The sequence below is a fragment of the Xylella taiwanensis genome, assembly GCF_013177435.1.
Lineage (GTDB): Bacteria > Pseudomonadota > Gammaproteobacteria > Xanthomonadales > Xanthomonadaceae > Xylella > Xylella taiwanensis.
Genome location: NZ_CP053627.1, coordinates 1,578,714 through 1,594,582, shown reverse-complemented (window position 1 = coordinate 1,594,582; position 15,869 = coordinate 1,578,714). Strand labels below are relative to the sequence as shown.

The following is a 15,869-nucleotide window of genomic DNA, read 5'->3' as shown; positions in this document are numbered from 1 at the left end:
CGTCGTCAGCGGCCTACAGCGCGAAGTCGGCACCTTTATTAACAACCGCGCTCAAGAAGCCACCCAAACCCAACAGGCCCTAGACAGCGAACGCGCCAAACCCGAACACCAACGTGACCCGGCCCTAATCGCGGCCCTACACCAACGCCTCCAAGACAACGCCACTTGGGCCCCCGGCGGCACCTATCGGCAAATCACTACCGCCTTAGCCGCCGGCATCAGTGGCAATGCCAGCGCTGCCACGCGCGAGGTAGCTAACACCATGCTGGTGAACTACGTACAGCAACAAGGCGCCTCCTATATCGGTCACCTGGTCGCCAACGGGCAACTCACCGAAGGCACGCCCTTACACGCGGCCTTGCATGCCATCGTGGCGTGCGCCGGTGCCGCGGCCAGCCAGCAAGGCTGCGGCAGCGGGGCCACGGGCGCGGCGGCCTCCAGCGTACTCACCGGTTTATTCAGCGCCACCACGCCCGATGAAACCGCCCAGCAGCGTGAAGCAAAACGCAACCTGATTCTTTCCCTGGTCACGGGCATTGCCAGCGCCGGCGATGCCCATGCAGCCAGTGCCACCCATGCAGCCACTGCGGCGCTGGATAACAACTGGCTTGCCACCCAGCAAAACGCGCAAATGAATCAGGAGCTTGCAGCGGCCAATGGCCTCTTGGAATCACTGCAAGTGGCGGCCAAATGGGGTTCCATTTATGCAAGACAAGAAGGATTAACGGGCGTTGGATTAGTCAAAGGCTTAGCCGAATCAGGCCTCAGCGATATTCAAGGACTGGTGCAATTTCTCTCCAACCCCATGGCTGGCCTTCGTGGCCTGAAGGAGCTGATCACCAACCCAGAAGTACGCCAGCAATTAAGCGACAGCGTTTTTCAGGAGATAGATCACAAGATTGATCGCATGCAGACGGCCCTGACCGTTGGAGGTAATCAGCATGCCGAGCAATACGGTCGCGATCTTGGCACCCTGGTCTGGGATATTGGTTCAGTTGTCTTGGGGGTGGGCGGCGTGGCCAAAGGCGGCGCGGCCCTTACCAACGTAGGCATCAATCTGAGTAAAGATGTCTTGGAAGGCATGGCCGCGTCTAAGGCCTATCAGCTGGGCCGCGCGGAGGCGATTGCGCAGGATGCTCAACATTTAATCCAAAAGCCGATTGGGAATGTTGTAGCGCAGCAGCAAAATTACTTAGATAACGTAAAAGGCGTAATTGGTAAGGGCAATGCAAAGGATGGCTTAGTCGTTGGAGGCGTGGAGTTCAAAGCCATACCGTATGACCCTAAAGTGCAAGGGGGAAGTAATAAAGCGGGTAATGCGAAGGTATTTGATTCTCAGGCTTTAACCGAGCAGCAAATTAAAAACTATGCGCAGGAATTGGCAGGAAATGTACCTTTAAAGGAGATGAGGCCAGGCATTTATAGGGCCGATTTGAGTGATGGAACCATTGTGCATTTGAGGTCTGTTTCTACTTCACAAGACGTGACTAAAGCAAGGTGGACGATTGATATAGACAATAATCCTTCTTTGAGAGACATCACAAAAGAAACAGTTGAACTTAAATTCAGGTGATAGGTGATTTGATGTTAACCCAAGAGCAAATAGATTTTATTTATGAGGATTTAGGGGGGGGGTTTCATTTGGTTTGGAGTTATATAGGGAATGCCCATGGAGTTTCTTCTGTGGATGTAGATCCGAACTCGTTTGAGGAAAGAAGAAACGATTTCTTCTTTGCATTGGGGAAATTACTTGATGAGGGCAAGCTTAAGCTTGGTCATAGAAAGGACGAGGTTATCATAGAGGGTCCTACCGAGGAATTGGTGGAGCGGTTCAGGCAATGTTTTCCTGCTTCGGATGAAGCGCTAGAGGCAGGACTTTGGTTCTTTGCAGATTGTCCATTCGTTGCAGCCTGGTTGTTTACAAGAGAAGTAGAAGGAGAACCTGATGAGGATGATTACGGATGGTGTTTTTGATGATGCCTCAGTAATTGCACTGCCTCTTGAGGTGAGCTGTGTTAATCCACGGGTGCCGCGTCCCTAAAGGGGGCGGCGCCGGTGCGAGTATGACGGTGAATACCTTTATTCAAGGCTGTTGAATAAAATAGGGTGTGTTGTTAATTAGCGTCGCCCGAATGATTATTGATGGCCCCACACAACCTGGCTCGTTTAATTTACTGAATACCCCAGATAGTCTGTACGCCGCATTAGGCCCAGAGAAATTCTGGCAACAGGTCAATAAACCCTTCCTTGATGCCGCTATAAAAAGAGGAGATGACATTGTGCTGGCAACAACGCCAAACAAAGCCCCTTTTAATCCAAATCCAAAGATATCAGGAAATATGCTTAGAGCAGATGGAACCCTGACCGGCTTTGGCCGTGAAATCGAGTATCTCAAAAAGAATGGATATGTTTATGACGCAGCTACAGGAAAAATGGTGAAACCATGAGTAAGCAATCCCTCACAGTGGAAACAGTGGAAAAAGACTGGTTAAGAGTAGTTCAATGCTATCGTAAGCTTGCTGAATTTGGTTTTGTTGAAAGTTATCCTGTAGATCCAAGGGGAAGACTTAAAGAAGCCGAGTTTTCATCAAAGCATTTCATTTTTGTCATTGGTGTTGATCTGCTTCTGAAGGAGCCATATGGACAAACCCTTGATACGGACACCCGGATGATGGTGCCGGAACAGGAATTAGCGCTGTGTTATTTTTTGCCAGAGATTGACAGCCTCATCGCCCGGTATGAAGGTAAAGATACTATAGAGCAGTCCTTCGACGTCACACTTGCTTTATATCGAGAAAATCCCTGGGTGATTCACTCCAAGGCGTGGACATTAGATCAAGAATTTCTTGATGCTATTAAAAAAACTCAACAATGGGTTTATAAAGAAATGGAAATGGAGGATGAACTAAAGCCTTTAAAGCCCTGGGAATTTGAAAGAAAACTGCATTCATACCGCAAGCCAGAGACGCAGATTCCAAGTGAGGTGCGTTAGAAAAATCATGCATTGAGTAAAAGAACTAAATCTGAGCTGCGCTGCCGCCCAAGGGTAGGGCGGCGGTAGCCTGACCCGGCCCTGAGCGGCCCTACACCAACGCCTCCAAGACAACGCCACCTGGGACGTAGGCGGCACCGGCAGAACGATTGTGACCGCCCTGAACCTGGCCGCTGGCAGCCACGTGACCGGTAGCGCCACCCAAATGCTTCAAGGCGCTGCGGTTAACTACCTGCAAAGCCTAGGCGCCAGCCAAGTCAAAACACTGGCCGACCAACTAGACAGCGAACCGGCCCGTGCCGCCCTGCAAGGCCTGCTGGGCTGCGCTGGTGCTGCCGCCCAAGGCCAAGGGTGCGGCGCCGGCGCGACTGGCGCGGCGGCGGCCGTGGTCATCAATAACCTACTAGACCGCACCACCGGCGCCGACGTCGCCAGCCTGAGCGCCGCGGAAAAACAACAGCGCACCGATACCGTCACCAGCCTGGTGGCCGGCATCACCGCCGCCGCCGGTGGCGACGCGGCGGTGAGCAGTGCAGCAGCCCGCCTAGAAACCGAAAACAACGCGGTCTTCGTCCCCGTGCTTATTGGGGCCCTTTGGTTAGCCGATAAAGGCCTGACCGCCTATGACGCCTGGCAAGACATCAAAGCGATTCGTTCAGGGGAAAAGACCATAGAACAAGTGGCCCTAGAAAAAGGCGAGGAATACATCGCCTCGGTGATGATCGGCAACCTGGCCAAATACGGCGTGAGAGCGGCCAAAATCGGCGGTCGCTGGATCTCCGGCAAAGCCGATGACATTGCCAAAGCCGAGAAACAAGCCCTTGATCAAATTGCACACAATCCTAAAGGGCCTGATCTCACCTCAAAGCCGATTGGCAGTGTTTTAGAGCAACAGCGCATAAAGCGCCTGGATAACGTAAAAGGCGTGATTGGTAAGGGCAATGCAAAGGATGGCTTAGTGGTTGGAGGCGTGGAGTTCAAAGCCACACCGCGCGGCTCTGAAGGAGGAAGTAATAGAATGGGTAATGTGAAGGTGTTTGATTCACAGGCATTAACTGATAATCAAATTAAAAACTATGCACAGCAATTGGCCGGAGATGTCCCTTTAAAGCAGGTCAGCCCAGGGGTTTATCTGGCTAAACTCAGTGATGGAACCAGTGTGCGTTTGAGGTCTGTGTCTTCTTCAGAAGCAGCGACTAAAGCGAGGTGGACGATTGATATAACAGACAATCCATCTTTGCAGAAGATTGCAAATCAAAGAACTTTTGAAATTAAATTCAGGTGATTTTATGTTAAGTCAAGAGCAAATAGATACTATTTATGAGGATTTAATTCATCCTTTTCATTTTCTTTGGTTTAAAGTGGGGTATGCGCATGGAATTTCTATTGATCAAGTAGATCCTGACTCCTTTGAAGAAAGAATGAATGATTTCTTTTTTTTAGTGGGTAAATTACTTGATGAGGGCAAGCTGAAGCTTGGTAACAGAAAAGACGAGCGTATCATGAAGGGTTCCACCGAGGAGCTAGTGGAGCGGTTCAGACAATGTTTTCCTGATTCGGATGAAGCGCTAAAGGAAGGACTTTGGTTAGTGATGGAGGAGTGTCCATTCGTCGCAGCCTGGTTGTTTAAAACCGAAGTAGAAGGAGAACCTGATGAGGATGATTACGATTGGTGTTTTTGATGATGCTTTCGTGACTGCACTGCCTCTTGAGGTGAGCGGCGTTGCTGCACCGGTGCCGCATCCCCAAGGGGGCGGTGCCGGTGCGGGTATTACCGTCTATCCTGGTGTTTTATTTAAGCGTTGCTGAATAAATTTATAGTGTTTTTGATTGGTGTCGCCTAAATAATCAATAGTTTATTTCTGGTATCAATCTAAAACATATCTCGCCCTGCTCCGAAGGGGGAAGTAATAAAGCGGGTCATGTGAAGGTATTTGATTCCCAGGTCTTAACTGATCAGGATATTAAAAACTATGCGCAGCAATTGGCCGGAGATGTGCCTTTAAAGCAGGTAAGGCCAGGTGTTTATAATGCTGAACTGAGTGATGGAACGCAGGTGATTTTGAGGTCTGTTTCTTCTTCAAATGAATTGACTAAAGCAAGATGGACGATTGATATAGACAATAATCCTTCTTTAAGAGAAATTACAAATAAAAAAGTTGAACTTAAATTTAGGTGAGAGGTGATTGGATGTTAACTCAAGAACAAATAGATTTTATTTGTAAGGATTTAGGTGGCGCTTTGGATTCCCTTTGGTTTGATGTAGGGCATGCACATGGAATTTCTGCTGTGCAAATAGACAAAGATTCATTTGAAGAGAGAAAGAATGATTTCTTTTTTTTAGTGGGCAAATTACTTGATGAGGGCAAACTTAAGCTTGGTCACAGAAAGGACGAGCGTATCATGGAGGGGCCTACCAAGGAGTTAGTAGAGATGTTTAGAAGCTGTTTTCCTGATTCGGATGAAGCGCTAGAGAAAGGACTGTGGTTAGTGTTTGAGGAGTGTCCATTCGTCTGGCAGTGTTTTAGCGCAGCAGCAAAAAAAGCGATTTGACGAGTTCAAAGATTTCTTTGGCAAGCGTAACTCAAAGGATGAATTAGTGATTTCAGGCGTGGAGTTCAAAGCCACCCCGTATGACCCCAAAGTGCAAGGGGGAAGTAATAGTAGCGGCACGACTAAGGTGTTGGATTCGCAGAAGTTAACTGATCAGAACATCAGAGACTATGCACAGCAATTGGCAGGAAATGCACCTTTTAAGCAAATGAGCCCAGGGGTTTATAGAGCTGACCTGAGTGATGGAACCGTTTTACATTTGAGGTCTGTGTCTTCTTCAGAAGCAGCGACTAAAGCGAGGTGGACGATTGATATAAGAAATAGTCCGGCCTTGAAAGATGTTGTAAATCAACAAAAAGTTGAACTTAAATTCAGGTGATAGGTAATTTTATGTTAACCCAAGAACAAATAGATTTTATTTATGAGGATTTAATCCATCCTTTGCATTTTCTTTGGTTTGATATAGGGGATGCTCATGGAATTGGGCCTCAGCAAATAGATCCGGATTCATTTGAAGAGAGAAAGAATGATTTCTTTTTTTTAGTGGGGAAATTACTTGATGAGGGCAAGCTGAAGCTTGGTCACAGAAAAGACGAGCGTATCCTGGAGGGTTCCACCGAGGACCTAGTGGAGCGGTTCAGACAATGTTTTCCTGCCTCGGATGCAGCGCTAGAGAGAGGAACTTGGTTAGTGATGGAGGAGTGTCCATTCGTCGCAGTCTGGTTGTTTGAAGGAGAAGAAGGGGGTGAGGATTATTACGGATGGTGTTTTTGATGATGCCTCAGTAATTGCACTGCCTCTTGAGGTGAGCGGTGTTGCTGCAGCGGTGCCGCATCCCCAAGGGGGGACGGCGCCGGTGCCAGTGCGGGTGTGACGGTGAATACCCATCTTGGGGTTTTATTTAAATGTTGTTGAATAAAAACTCTGCATGCGATACTGCTGCAGGCGTTGCCGTTGAATCGAACCGATAGGAAGGCGTGGTTGTACAAGTCAACCAAATCATACATTGTTCATTGTTCCAGGAGAAAGCAATATGAGTGATACTCTCAGGGTTTTTGATTCTCAGGTGTTAACCGATGATCAAATTAAAAACTATGCGCAGCAATTGTCAGGAAATGCACCTTTAAAGGAGGTTAAGCATGGCCTTTATACGGCTAAATGTGATGATGGAACCATTTTGCATTTGAGGGCTCTTACTCCTTCTCCAAAAAAATGGAATAAAGCGAGGTGGGCGATTTATATTTTAAATAGTCCCTCTTTGACCCCTGTTGCAAATAGAAAATCTGTCGAACTTAAATTCAGGTGATTACATGTTAAATCAGGAGCAAATAGATTTTATTTATGAGGATGCAGGACATCCTTTAAGTTTTCTTTGGTTTAATATCGGGGAGGTACATGGAATTTCTCCTGCGCAAGTAGATAAGGATTCATTTGGAGAAAGAAAAAATGATTTCCTGTTTTTATTGCGGAAATTACTTGATGATGGAGATCTGATACTTGCCAAAAAAGATGAATTTGTTAGGGGGACCAAGGAAGAATTAGTGGATCTATTTAGAAAAGCATTTCCCGCTTCAGATGAAGAGGTTGATCTGGGCGGGGGAGGACTCTGGTTTTTTACAGATGAGTGTCCCGGCGAAGCGGTATGGATTCTTAAAGGGGAGAATGGAAAATTTTATTTCGAGTGGACCTGAGGTGATTTGATTGGGGTGACGCGGCGTCAGTGGAATGATTAAACGGAATGGGTTGTCTTCTTTCAGGTGCTTGTATGCGATTCTAAATGGCGAAGAGGTTTATCACGTCCTAGTTCGCGTCATCGTGATTGTGCAGGATCGTTTCGTAATTTTGGCCGCCTTAGAACACGCCGATGATGGAAACCAGATGCGCACGCCAGATTGCGCATGGTACCGCGCAGGGGGAACGTGTCTAGACTTTCAGGAGAGACGATTGCTTCGGTGTAGCGAGTTGCAACGTCAGGTGAAGTCGCCGTTGCAATGTGGCGGTACAGCTCGCCAAGCTGCTTTTCGGTCTCTGGCGAAACAACAATCTTGTCGCTCATCGTGGCTTCGCATGTTCTGCGGCGAGGCGTACGCGTACTTGGTCAGGGGTGACAGCTTTGGAGGGATCGGCTTTCAGCGCGTCATAGGCTGCGCCGATTTGGTGGTGAAGCTAGGCTTCGACGGTCAGGTCACGTGCAGGCTGTCGCGCATGTTGAGTATGTGTATTTCGCTATGTGGTTGGTTTGTTTCGCGGCTCGTTAACTGTTATCAGGTTGGTGCATTCTGTGTTGGCCATTTTTTTCGTAGTCGTTTCGAGCATTTCCGTAGTCACGTGATCTACGGTGACGCTCTGTTGCAGTATCTGTTGCCGCTTGGTTGGGAGTCATCAATTTAAATGGCGATGACCTCTGGCGCAGCAGAGCCAAGATCGGTGCGGACAAGTTCAGGCCACTACGACTGTTGCAATCAGCTTAGCGTGCTTTATTTTCCGTTTTCTGAGACCTCTCCATCGTCGACATTGGTGGTGACCTCAGTATTGAAGGCCTTCCAAGACACCCACCGTTACCGCCGTCTGGGCGACGGCTACAACCGTAGCAACGCTGGTATGAGATGCGCGCCGGGGTATGTAAGGACGCCGGAGTGGGCACTACTCAGCAAGGCCGCGTCGCCGCTGGGCGCTGTTTGGCGTTGTTGGTGTTCGGTCGGTTGCTGCATAGTCGACTATTATTGGTTTGTTTGAGCATTGCTGGCGTGTTGTTGCGAGTGCTTGCGCGGGTATTTTCCCCATTTCCGGACTGTTTGATGATTACTTTGATTTTGATCGCTATTAATGCGCTGGTGTTCTGGTTGGCTTTCAACAATGGCCGTTTGCGTGATCGGTTGATTTTTTGGCCACCGGCGGTTGACCGCGATCGCCAATACGATCGGTTGATCACTTATGGTTTTGTGCATGCCGATGTTTCGCATTTGGTGTTCAACATGGTGACGTTGTATTTCTTTGGCCGCATGATTGAGGCAGTAATGGGTGAGCTCACTGGTAGCGTATTGACTTACCCTTTGTTTTATTTAGGGGCGCTGTTGGTTTCGATTCTGCCCAGCTATATCAAGAACCAGAAAAATCCACAATATCTGAGTCTTGGCGCTTCAGGGGCTGTGTCTGCTGTGTTGTTCGCTTCGGTATTGTTGCAGCCTTGGGCGTCAATTGTTGTGTTCTTTATCCCTACGCCTGCGATTTTTTACGCTGTTTTTTATGTGGGTTATAGCATTTGGATGGGGCGCCGCGGCGGTGATGGGATTAATCATAGTGCACATCTTTCTGGTGCTGCTTTTGGTGTGGTGTTTATGTTGTGTATGGAACCGCAGTTGTTGCAGGTATTTTTGATGCAGTTGAGTATGCCCCGCTTTGGCTGAATTCATGTGTTGGGTGTTTTGATTTGGGGCGAGGTCAGGTGTTGGTTGGTGGAATATGTCAGGCAGATTTGTAATGGGTGTGTATTTTTCTTTTTGAGTTTCGTGTGGCGATTGTCAACTGAGAGGTGCCTAGGCGATGCATTCACAGCAGCTGTTGTGCGGGTGGTGATGCCAAAGTGATCTTGGTATGTATGGTGTGGTGTATACCAAATCTGCCTTTTGGTATTGCTATTGCGCGCTAAGCGATGGTGTTTGAGGAGCGGGTTGGATGTTTTGTGTTCGACCGCTGGGAACCGGGATGGTGGTGAGGCTCGCTGGAAGTGGTGTGCGAACAGTGTCGTATGACATTGAGTGGTGTTGGATCATCTCAAACACCGAGGCGTTAACTCACGGATTGTCAGCAAGGCTGACTCCGAAGCTCGGTGTATGCTGCTGCGAGTCAACGAACATGGGTTTTGGAGCTGGATAGACATGCGCCTATGTCGATCCAGTATCGATCGATCATAGGCCAACGATTTGTGGACGGCCTAATCCGAGAGGAGTAATGCGTCTTATCAGTTCTAAGGCGGTGTCATGGTCTGGTGCGTCAACGCGCAGTCGCCACAGAGTGCGTCCGCTGCTGACGATAGCACTGATGCTGGCTCCGACAATGCCGGCGGAGGTCAGTTGGGTCAGTGCGCGGTTGGCGTTCTCACGGCTTGCGAAGCTGGCCACTTGCACTAGGATGCTGTCCAGCGTGGTGGTGGCGACCTCAGGAACATGGAGGGTCCCTGTAAGAGGAGCTTGCGTTGTTTCACTGGGTGGTGTTGCTTTGGAGACGCTTGCAGCTGCAATGATAGGAGCCTCAGGTGGCCGGGTGGTGATGGTCGTCACCGGCACAATGGGAGTGAGCGTGGTGACCGAGGGGCTGCTGGTCGGTAGTGATTGCAGGCGATTGATGGGGTTATCAGGCTTGACAGTGGCTGAGATGCTGTTGGTTGGTGTTTGTGCCGTCGTCGTTGGACCCGTGGAGGCGAGGGCACTTGCGGTTGTCGGTGCGATACGCCTGTTATTCCGCGCCAGCAGCATTGGGTTGTCGTCTTCGCTGAGTACACGGACTTCGACATTTGCGAGTCCGTTTTCGGTAAAGCCCAGTTTCACTGCTGCGGCGTAGCTGAGATCGATCAATCGATCGTCGTGAAACGGGCCGCGATCATTGACTCTTACCACGACCGATTGGCCATTGTCCAAATTGGTAATCAGGGCGAAGCTGGGGAGTGGTAGCGTTTTGTGTGCGGCGGTGAAGGCGTACATGTCATAGACCTCGCGGTTGGAGGTCAGCCGGCCATGGAATTTGGTTCCGTAATATGAGGCAATGCCTCGCTTCACATAGCCTTTGGCTTCGTCAAGTACTCGGTAGGATTTACCTAATACCACGTACGGTGATTGGTTGCCGATGACCGAGCGTGGTTCGACGGTCACAAGGGGCTCTGGGATACAGGCGACATCGGGTACCTCGTCTGGCACACCATCTTTGATACCAGGCTTATACAGGCCATTTTTGGTGTAGCCGTTGCGGGTACTGGGTAGCTCTTTAGCCGGTGCGTACGGAGAGGTTGGTGGGCAAAGAGTTGCGGTTTCCGAGTGCTTTCTGTCAGCGATCTTGGACGTGGGTGTACCTGGGTATGTGCCACCTTTGTGTGGTGTGGTGCTGCACGCCATCAGGTCAAAAACAAATGCTATGAAGTACCAACGTGTGTTCATGTTTTGGGGAGTGCGCGGCCGGCAATGGCTTCGGAGAGTTGAAATACTGCCATCGCATACATTTTGGAGGGGTTATATCGGGTAATTGCGTAGTAATTCTGGAAGCACAGCCAGTATTGTTTACCGGTGGTGCCGTCCAGACTAATCGGGGTGGCGGTGGTGCCGTCCGTCACGGGTGCATTGGCATGGTAGCCACGCGCGGCCAACTCGGTCAGGGTGTAACGTGGGATCCAGTCGGGAGGAGTAAATTCCTGGTAACCCGGAGTGAGGGTGGCTGGTACCGCGATCAGACCGCCACGCACCCAACCGCCCTTTTCTTTGACGAAGTAATTGGCGATGGAAGCGAATACGTCCTCCTTGTTGGTGAACAGGTCACGTTTGCCGTCACCGTCACCGTCTACTGCATAGTCACGATAGTTGGAGGGCATGAACTGACCCATGCCCATGGCACCGGCGTAGCTGCCCATCAATGTGGTCACATCCAGGCCTTCTTCCTTACCGAGTGCAAATAACTGGCCGAGTTCATCGCGGAAAAACAACTCACGTTGCACTTCGCGTTTGAGCTTGTTTGGATCGCCGCTGCGTGGGTATCGAAAGGCGAGTGTGTATAACGCGTCCAGTACCCGGTATTTATCACGACTAGTACCGTAGTCGGTTTCCACACCCATAATCGCGACGATTAACTCCATTGGCACGCCAGTAGCAGCCTCAACGCGTTTCAGTTGCATCTTGTGAGAGGCTAAGAACTTACGTCCACTATCGATCCTTTGCTGATTGACGAACATCAACCGGTATTCGCTCCACGGTTTGACTTGCTCGGCTGGGCGCGACATTGCTGCCAATATCCCATCTTTGATTTGAGCTTGAGCCAGGGTTGCTTCGATCCATCGCGGGTCCAACCCGTACTTGGTAGCGGTATCGCGTATGAAATTGGTACGAGCGATTTCAAACGGAACGGGGGACAAATCCAGTGGAGGTTCTGTGACTTTGGGCGGTTCTGTCGTTTTCGTCGGTTCTGTTGGCGTTGGACTCGCTGGCCGCTTGGATGAGGGTTGCGATGCACAGGCGACGAGGCCGAGAGTCAGTATGGAAGTTATTAAGCGCTTAATCATACTCATTAACGATAAGGGAAAGTAAATAAAAAATAGGTTAATAAAAGGGTGTTTTTTGTTTCCGGTCAAGCTCGGCGAGTTCGATTTTGAATGTCCGATGGTTTTTCTAGAGAAAACCACATCGTAAATGAGACTGAAGGTATGACAATTGGTACTTCGCGCCCTGGGTTTCCTTTTTCTCTAAAAGTCTTTGATTCGATATGAGGTCGAGTCATGCCGCCGATCCGCATAGGCTTTGGATGTGATGAGTTTGGCGCTGTGTTTGGATGCTGGCGTATGGATCGTCTTGCGTTGGAGGTAGGTATTCGGATGGCGGTGTGGTGCTGGCGACTTCCACGGCTCGTTGCTACATAGGGACTTCCAAATGTGCTGCATTTCCAACCGGATTCCTGCGCAACGTCTATGAGATGTTTGCATCGTTCGTTTTTCAATCTTGTGGACGTGTTCTGGTACTGGGGCGGTGTGATGCGCTGAGATAAGGTGCTGAGTGTCGTTGAGATATGAGTTGAGCTTCGTGTGTTTTCTGCATCTGCTGGTTATTTCAATCTTCCCGACCTTTGGGTTCTGCAATAGGCTTCAAGGTGAATGGTGAAATGTTTTGCCAGATACCCAGTAAATGAAGGGATTTGATTGTGATGCGGGTTTTATTCCGCTCCAACGTGATTGGGGCGACTTGGCTTGGCCTGGAGTACTCTGGGGGAACTGATTGGCTGGGTTGTTTCAGTGCGGCTGTTTTCAAAAAGCGTGCCACGCAACGGGTGTAGCGGCTAAGATGGCCGCCCGTTTTGTCTTGTTGTTGGTATGCAATCTAAATCTAACGTTGTTACCGCACTGATTCTGATTCTGGTTGGTTTGCTGTTTTTAGCGAATAACTTAGGTTGGACTCAGCTTAGTCTCGGTCGGTTGATTGCCACGTGGTGGCCGGCATTGCTGGTAGCAATGGGGATCGGCATGTTATTCAACAAAGGTAGGTAATCGGATGTCGATCCTAAGGCAGACGAGGGCATGTATCTAAAGTAATGCGCTCTGGATTCACGCTGAGGGAACAATACGAATGCGGATCCCCATTCCAGGTGATTGGTGTTTATAAGTGCAATGCATAATCCATGGCTCGAGCGGCGTGGCCGTCTGAGTGATTGGATCACCTGTGAATTCAACAGGTGCTGCGAATCTTATAGGCATGGCGGCAGCTGGTGCTGTGCACGTGTGGTGGCTGCTCAGTTTGCGTTGTCGCTTGATGTCAGTTGGTCAGCGACGATCCATAGCCGTTCTAATGCATAGAACTCGCGTATGCGCGGTAGCATCACATGGACGATCACGTCACCAAGATCGATCAATACCCATTCAGCTTCGCGCTTGCCTTCCACACCCAACGGCATGATGTCCAGGCGCTTGACAAACTTGACCACCTCCTCAGCAATCGATTTCACGTGGCGTGTGGAGGTGCCTGAAGCGATCACCAAGTAGTCTGCGACGCTGGATTTGCCACGTACGTCGATCTTTACGATGTCTTTGGCTTTGAGTGTTTCAACGGCCTCGCAGACGGTCGACAGCAGCATCGGTAGCGATGGCGGTGGTGTGGGTATGGTGGTTTTGATGAGATGCGCTTGATTGGTCAACGTGAGGACTCAGGCGAACGTTGGTGAGGGGGGATTATAGATAACGTGGTGGTTAATTGATGTCATGGATGCCGTATAGGCCATGGGTGCGGATGTATTCTGCAACTGCTGGTATGAGGTCGGCCTCCCAGTCGGTGGCGGCAGCGATGGCGGCACGCACGTTGCTTGCTGAGCTTGGGGTCGGGTGTTGGTTCAATAACCAGACACGCCCGTTCGCAGTGCTGCGAAGTGTTGCAGGATCTTGGACCCAGCGATCATTGAAGATGGCAGCCATCTTGGGCGGCAGTGGTGCTTGTAGTGTGACGCCTGGTCGGTTGGCGACGACCAGATGAGCGAGTTCCGGTAATGTTTGCCAACGTTGCCAGTTGCTCAGGTTGAGGAAGGCGTCAGCACCCAGCAGCCAGATGATCGATGTTTTGGGGCCGAGTTCACTGCGTACTTCGGTCAAGGTGTCGACGGTGTAGGACGGCTGCGTCTGCCGCGCCGCGCGTTGCAACTCACGCGGATCCACCGACAAACCTGGTTCGTCGGAGACCGCTAAGCACAACATGCGTAAGCGATCTATGCTTGATGCGCTGGGTGTCGGACGATGTGGCGGATCAGCGGATGGGAGCAGCGCTACGGGTGCTCCCAGTGCTGCACGTGCTGCGCGCGCGATGGTTAAGTGGCCGGTATGCACGGGATCAAAAGTTCCGCCATAAAACACGTGCATGCTGGACATAGCATCATTTGTCTCCAGGACGGGGCCGTTATGCTAGCAGACGCGCTGCACCTGCTTCTGCCACTGCGACCAGCAGCCGTTCCAGCGCCAGCCACGCATTGCCGTCACTGCGTCCTTTGGCGATGCGGTCGATGCGCCCGGCTTCGGCAACGAAGTGCTCCCAACGGTATGCTGAGGGATGACGCTGCAACGCACGCTTGAACGGTGCTTGACGTGTCTCCCAGATGCCTTGTGCTTTCATTTCTGCGGCTAAATTACCGCTGCTATTCTGGACCCATGCCAGCGTAGTAACACGGATCAGTTCTTTGATCAGAATGGGCAGCAGTGCTGCAACCGTTTCGCCTTCAGCACGTAGCTTGGCGAGCATGCGTACCGCTGCAGCTGGTTGGCCAGACAGCATCGCTTCGGCAAGTCGGAATACGTCATAACGGGCTGTGTCGGCAACGCAGGATTCCATGGTCTCCAGGTCGAGGAGAGGGCCTTGGGTTAACAGTGCCAATTTGTCAATCTCCTGGGCGGCGGCGAGCAGATTGCCCTCCAGGCGTGTGCTTAACTGTTGCACCACATCCGCAGTGGCGCGTAGCCCTTTGCTATGCAGGCGGCGTGTAATCCAGTCGGGTAGTTCGTGAGGCTTGATGGTCCAGGCGATTGCGATTTTACCGATGCGTGCGATTGCATCGGTCCACTTACCATGGTGTGTTTTATTCCATTCGTTGCAGATGATCAGTAACACAACGTCTGGCGGCGGGGCCGCACAGAAGGCTCTGATGACTTCACTGCCTTCCTTACCAGGCTTGCCGCCTGGCAGGTGTATTTCGATCAAGCGACGGGAACTGAACAGACTTGGGGCGTTGAAGCTGGATGCAAGTTGCTGCCAGTCGAAATCGCGATTCTCGGCGTCAAATACTTCACGTTCGGTGATGCCGTCAGTACGTGCCCGCGCACGTATCGCATCGACAGCTTCTACTAAGCGCAGCGTTTCGGGGCCGGCGATCAGGTAGGCTGGCTGTAACGGTTGGTTGGCCGGCAGGTTGGCGAGCTGCTCTGGACGAAGTTCCATGATGTCTCGATCAGGCACCGGACGTCGCAGACGAGGGCGGTTTTGCTTGCTCCAACAGTTCGCTCTTTTCAAGACGCGAACGTACGACACTGTCGATACGGCGTAGGATTGAGGCTGACATATCACGGCGTAGCTCGTTAGCCAAAATCTCGCGTTCAGTGGTGGTTCCTGTTGCATCGACCGGAGGAGATAGGTAATCACGGGACAATTCGATGACTTGTTGTGGCACGATCACCTCCCCATTAGCAGCGACCAGAGTGAAGATGGCTGCGTAGCGCAGACTGTACTCTTGTGCGCGCCCCTGGATGTCGATCGCGGTGGGTAAATCGCCCCAGCGTTCGGACAGGATCTTCAGCTGTGCCACGCCGCTGGTGGTTGGATCTTCAACTACGGTGACGCCTGAAGCATGTAGGCCGCGCCGCACGAACTTTTCCAATTCGCTGTACTTGATACTGGACTGGATCAATAACGCTGGCACATTAGGGGGAAGATTCAGGTTGGGGGGCTGGGGTAGGCTGGGAGGCAGGTTCAGCTTGTTACGCAGGTGGAAGTCACAGCCAGTTAGCCCAGTGATCAGAGCGGCGGCAGCCAGAGTAGTAAGAAATTTGATCATTGAGAGACCCTCTTGGAGGAGACGCCGATATGGGAACAGATAGCTAGCT

At 50.8% G+C, this 15,869-nt stretch carries 25 protein-coding genes; 18 read left to right on the top strand and 7 right to left on the bottom strand.

Translation table 11 applies throughout. From position 1 onward, the window contains the following. Positions 1-262 precede the first annotated feature (262 nt). From PLS229_RS06995 to PLS229_RS06935, 14 genes are all read left to right on the top strand, one after another. Positions 263-1,573, top strand: a complete 1,311-nt coding sequence (locus PLS229_RS06995; protein WP_230428219.1) for a DUF769 domain-containing protein — start codon at positions 263-265, stop codon at positions 1,571-1,573. Between the two features lie 11 nt (positions 1,574-1,584). After that, the gene (locus PLS229_RS06990) at positions 1,585-1,974 is read left to right on the top strand and encodes a DUF596 domain-containing protein (RefSeq protein WP_038273188.1); all 390 of its coding nucleotides are present in this window, start codon (positions 1,585-1,587) and stop codon (positions 1,972-1,974) included. A gap of 158 nt (positions 1,975-2,132) precedes the next feature. Next, positions 2,133-2,447 carry a hypothetical protein gene (locus PLS229_RS06985; RefSeq protein ID WP_038273185.1) on the top strand — a complete coding sequence of 105 codons (315 nt, stop codon included), beginning with the start codon at positions 2,133-2,135 and terminating at the stop codon, positions 2,445-2,447. Beyond that, positions 2,444-2,992 (top strand): hypothetical protein, encoded by a 549-nt coding sequence (locus PLS229_RS06980; RefSeq protein ID WP_038273182.1) that lies wholly within the window; start codon positions 2,444-2,446, stop codon positions 2,990-2,992. Before PLS229_RS06985 ends, PLS229_RS06980 begins: the two co-directional genes overlap by 4 nt. Before the next feature lie 151 nt (positions 2,993-3,143). Further along, entirely contained in the window at positions 3,144-4,277 is a 1,134-nt protein-coding gene (locus PLS229_RS06975; protein WP_114867139.1) for a DUF769 domain-containing protein, read from the top strand. Positions 4,278-4,281: 4 nt separating this feature from the next. Beyond that, entirely contained in the window at positions 4,282-4,674 is a 393-nt protein-coding gene (locus PLS229_RS06970; protein ID WP_038273019.1) for a DUF596 domain-containing protein, read from the top strand. Next, positions 4,646-4,801, top strand: coding sequence for a hypothetical protein (locus PLS229_RS06965; RefSeq protein ID WP_160165232.1), 156 nt, complete (start codon positions 4,646-4,648; stop codon positions 4,799-4,801). Before PLS229_RS06970 ends, PLS229_RS06965 begins: the two co-directional genes overlap by 29 nt. Positions 4,802-4,916: 115 nt before the next feature. Further along, complete coding sequence (locus PLS229_RS06960) at positions 4,917-5,171, top strand: hemagglutinin (protein WP_230428218.1); 255 nt, start codon at positions 4,917-4,919, stop codon at positions 5,169-5,171. An 11-nt stretch (positions 5,172-5,182) separates the two neighbouring features. Next, positions 5,183-5,545, top strand: a complete 363-nt coding sequence (locus PLS229_RS06955) for a DUF596 domain-containing protein (protein ID WP_051482393.1) — start codon at positions 5,183-5,185, stop codon at positions 5,543-5,545. 46 nt (positions 5,546-5,591) lie between these two features. Further along, complete coding sequence (locus PLS229_RS06950) at positions 5,592-5,924, top strand: DUF769 domain-containing protein (RefSeq protein WP_038273022.1); 333 nt, start codon at positions 5,592-5,594, stop codon at positions 5,922-5,924. Positions 5,925-5,935: 11 nt separating this feature from the next. After that, positions 5,936-6,319 (top strand): DUF596 domain-containing protein, encoded by a 384-nt coding sequence (locus PLS229_RS06945; RefSeq protein ID WP_038273048.1) that lies wholly within the window; start codon positions 5,936-5,938, stop codon positions 6,317-6,319. After that, positions 6,291-6,419 carry a hypothetical protein gene (locus tag PLS229_RS12455; protein ID WP_267903151.1) on the top strand — a complete coding sequence of 43 codons (129 nt, stop codon included), beginning with the start codon at positions 6,291-6,293 and terminating at the stop codon, positions 6,417-6,419. Before PLS229_RS06945 ends, PLS229_RS12455 begins: the two co-directional genes overlap by 29 nt. Before the next feature lie 159 nt (positions 6,420-6,578). Beyond that, complete coding sequence (locus PLS229_RS06940) at positions 6,579-6,851, top strand: hypothetical protein (RefSeq protein WP_038273025.1); 273 nt, start codon at positions 6,579-6,581, stop codon at positions 6,849-6,851. Between the two features lie 4 nt (positions 6,852-6,855). Continuing rightward, positions 6,856-7,236, top strand: coding sequence for a DUF596 domain-containing protein (locus PLS229_RS06935; protein WP_038273027.1), 381 nt, complete (start codon positions 6,856-6,858; stop codon positions 7,234-7,236). Positions 7,237-7,355: 119 nt separating this feature from the next. Here PLS229_RS06935 and PLS229_RS06930 read toward each other — a convergent pair whose 3' ends face one another. After that, positions 7,356-7,601, bottom strand: coding sequence for a hypothetical protein (locus PLS229_RS06930; RefSeq protein ID WP_230428217.1), 246 nt, complete (start codon positions 7,599-7,601; stop codon positions 7,356-7,358). Between the two features lie 11 nt (positions 7,602-7,612). Here PLS229_RS06930 and PLS229_RS06925 point away from each other — a divergent pair, with 11 nt between their 5' ends. Beyond that, positions 7,613-7,936 carry a hypothetical protein gene (locus PLS229_RS06925; RefSeq protein WP_038273029.1) on the top strand — a complete coding sequence of 108 codons (324 nt, stop codon included), beginning with the start codon at positions 7,613-7,615 and terminating at the stop codon, positions 7,934-7,936. A gap of 407 nt (positions 7,937-8,343) precedes the next feature. After that, a complete protein-coding gene (locus tag PLS229_RS06920) occupies positions 8,344-8,952 on the top strand; it encodes a rhomboid family intramembrane serine protease (protein WP_038273050.1) in 609 nt (202 codons plus the stop codon). A gap of 501 nt (positions 8,953-9,453) precedes the next feature. Here PLS229_RS06920 and PLS229_RS06915 read toward each other — a convergent pair. Next, positions 9,454-10,695 (bottom strand): septal ring lytic transglycosylase RlpA family protein, encoded by a 1,242-nt coding sequence (locus PLS229_RS06915; RefSeq protein ID WP_038273031.1) that lies wholly within the window; start codon positions 10,693-10,695, stop codon positions 9,454-9,456. After that, positions 10,692-11,807, bottom strand: coding sequence for a lytic murein transglycosylase B (gene mltB / locus PLS229_RS06910; RefSeq protein ID WP_038273033.1), 1,116 nt, complete (start codon positions 11,805-11,807; stop codon positions 10,692-10,694). The genes PLS229_RS06915 and mltB overlap by 4 nt, the downstream gene beginning before the upstream one ends. A gap of 635 nt (positions 11,808-12,442) precedes the next feature. Here mltB and PLS229_RS12450 point away from each other — a divergent pair. After that, positions 12,443-12,571 carry a hypothetical protein gene (locus PLS229_RS12450; RefSeq protein WP_267903150.1) on the top strand — a complete coding sequence of 43 codons (129 nt, stop codon included), beginning with the start codon at positions 12,443-12,445 and terminating at the stop codon, positions 12,569-12,571. 37 nt (positions 12,572-12,608) lie between these two features. Further along, positions 12,609-12,782 (top strand): LiaI-LiaF-like domain-containing protein, encoded by a 174-nt coding sequence (locus PLS229_RS06905; RefSeq protein ID WP_114867137.1) that lies wholly within the window; start codon positions 12,609-12,611, stop codon positions 12,780-12,782. Positions 12,783-13,024: 242 nt separating this feature from the next. On the opposite strand, the gene rsfS is transcribed toward PLS229_RS06905, so the two are convergent. Genes rsfS through PLS229_RS06885 form a run of 4 tightly spaced genes read right to left on the bottom strand, consistent with a single transcriptional unit; the run spans position 13,025 to position 15,820 of the window. Next, positions 13,025-13,426: a ribosome silencing factor gene (gene rsfS, locus PLS229_RS06900; protein ID WP_038273036.1), complete on the bottom strand. Its 402-nt coding sequence runs from the start codon at positions 13,424-13,426 to the stop codon at positions 13,025-13,027. Positions 13,427-13,478: 52 nt separating this feature from the next. Continuing rightward, on the bottom strand, positions 13,479-14,147 hold the full coding sequence (nadD, locus tag PLS229_RS06895; protein ID WP_038273039.1) for a nicotinate-nucleotide adenylyltransferase: 669 nt from the start codon (positions 14,145-14,147) through the stop codon (positions 13,479-13,481). A gap of 28 nt (positions 14,148-14,175) precedes the next feature. Next, positions 14,176-15,207, bottom strand: coding sequence for a DNA polymerase III subunit delta (gene holA / locus PLS229_RS06890; RefSeq protein WP_114867136.1), 1,032 nt, complete (start codon positions 15,205-15,207; stop codon positions 14,176-14,178). A gap of 10 nt (positions 15,208-15,217) precedes the next feature. Continuing rightward, on the bottom strand, positions 15,218-15,820 hold the full coding sequence (locus tag PLS229_RS06885) for an LPS-assembly lipoprotein LptE (RefSeq protein WP_038272569.1): 603 nt from the start codon (positions 15,818-15,820) through the stop codon (positions 15,218-15,220). Positions 15,821-15,869 lie beyond the last annotated feature (49 nt).

Excerpts from the sequence above, each read along its gene's own strand:
- PLS229_RS06885 (WP_038272569.1), bottom strand. The coding sequence starts at position 15,820 with ATGATCAAATTTCTTACTACTCTGGCTGCCGCCGCTCTGATCACTGGG.
- PLS229_RS06940 (WP_038273025.1), top strand. The coding sequence starts at position 6,579 with ATGAGTGATACTCTCAGGGTTTTTGATTCTCAGGTGTTAACCGATGAT.
- PLS229_RS06990 (WP_038273188.1), top strand. The coding sequence starts at position 1,585 with ATGTTAACCCAAGAGCAAATAGATTTTATTTATGAGGATTTAGGGGGG.
- PLS229_RS06915 (WP_038273031.1), bottom strand. The coding sequence starts at position 10,695 with ATGAACACACGTTGGTACTTCATAGCATTTGTTTTTGACCTGATGGCG.
- PLS229_RS06930 (WP_230428217.1), bottom strand. The coding sequence starts at position 7,601 with ATGAGCGACAAGATTGTTGTTTCGCCAGAGACCGAAAAGCAGCTTGGC.
- nadD (WP_038273039.1), bottom strand. The coding sequence starts at position 14,147 with ATGTCCAGCATGCACGTGTTTTATGGCGGAACTTTTGATCCCGTGCAT.
- PLS229_RS06925 (WP_038273029.1), top strand. The coding sequence starts at position 7,613 with ATGTTCTGCGGCGAGGCGTACGCGTACTTGGTCAGGGGTGACAGCTTT.
- PLS229_RS06945 (WP_038273048.1), top strand. The coding sequence starts at position 5,936 with ATGTTAACCCAAGAACAAATAGATTTTATTTATGAGGATTTAATCCAT.
- PLS229_RS06980 (WP_038273182.1), top strand. The coding sequence starts at position 2,444 with ATGAGTAAGCAATCCCTCACAGTGGAAACAGTGGAAAAAGACTGGTTA.
- PLS229_RS06955 (WP_051482393.1), top strand. The coding sequence starts at position 5,183 with ATGTTAACTCAAGAACAAATAGATTTTATTTGTAAGGATTTAGGTGGC.
- holA (WP_114867136.1), bottom strand. The coding sequence starts at position 15,207 with ATGGAACTTCGTCCAGAGCAGCTCGCCAACCTGCCGGCCAACCAACCG.
- mltB (WP_038273033.1), bottom strand. The coding sequence starts at position 11,807 with ATGATTAAGCGCTTAATAACTTCCATACTGACTCTCGGCCTCGTCGCC.
- PLS229_RS06970 (WP_038273019.1), top strand. The coding sequence starts at position 4,282 with ATGTTAAGTCAAGAGCAAATAGATACTATTTATGAGGATTTAATTCAT.
- PLS229_RS12450 (WP_267903150.1), top strand. The coding sequence starts at position 12,443 with ATGCGGGTTTTATTCCGCTCCAACGTGATTGGGGCGACTTGGCTTGGC.
- PLS229_RS06905 (WP_114867137.1), top strand. The coding sequence starts at position 12,609 with ATGCAATCTAAATCTAACGTTGTTACCGCACTGATTCTGATTCTGGTT.
- PLS229_RS06920 (WP_038273050.1), top strand. The coding sequence starts at position 8,344 with ATGATTACTTTGATTTTGATCGCTATTAATGCGCTGGTGTTCTGGTTG.
- PLS229_RS06965 (WP_160165232.1), top strand. The coding sequence starts at position 4,646 with ATGAGGATGATTACGATTGGTGTTTTTGATGATGCTTTCGTGACTGCA.
- PLS229_RS06935 (WP_038273027.1), top strand. The coding sequence starts at position 6,856 with ATGTTAAATCAGGAGCAAATAGATTTTATTTATGAGGATGCAGGACAT.
- PLS229_RS06995 (WP_230428219.1), top strand. The coding sequence starts at position 263 with ATGCTGGTGAACTACGTACAGCAACAAGGCGCCTCCTATATCGGTCAC.
- PLS229_RS06985 (WP_038273185.1), top strand. The coding sequence starts at position 2,133 with ATGATTATTGATGGCCCCACACAACCTGGCTCGTTTAATTTACTGAAT.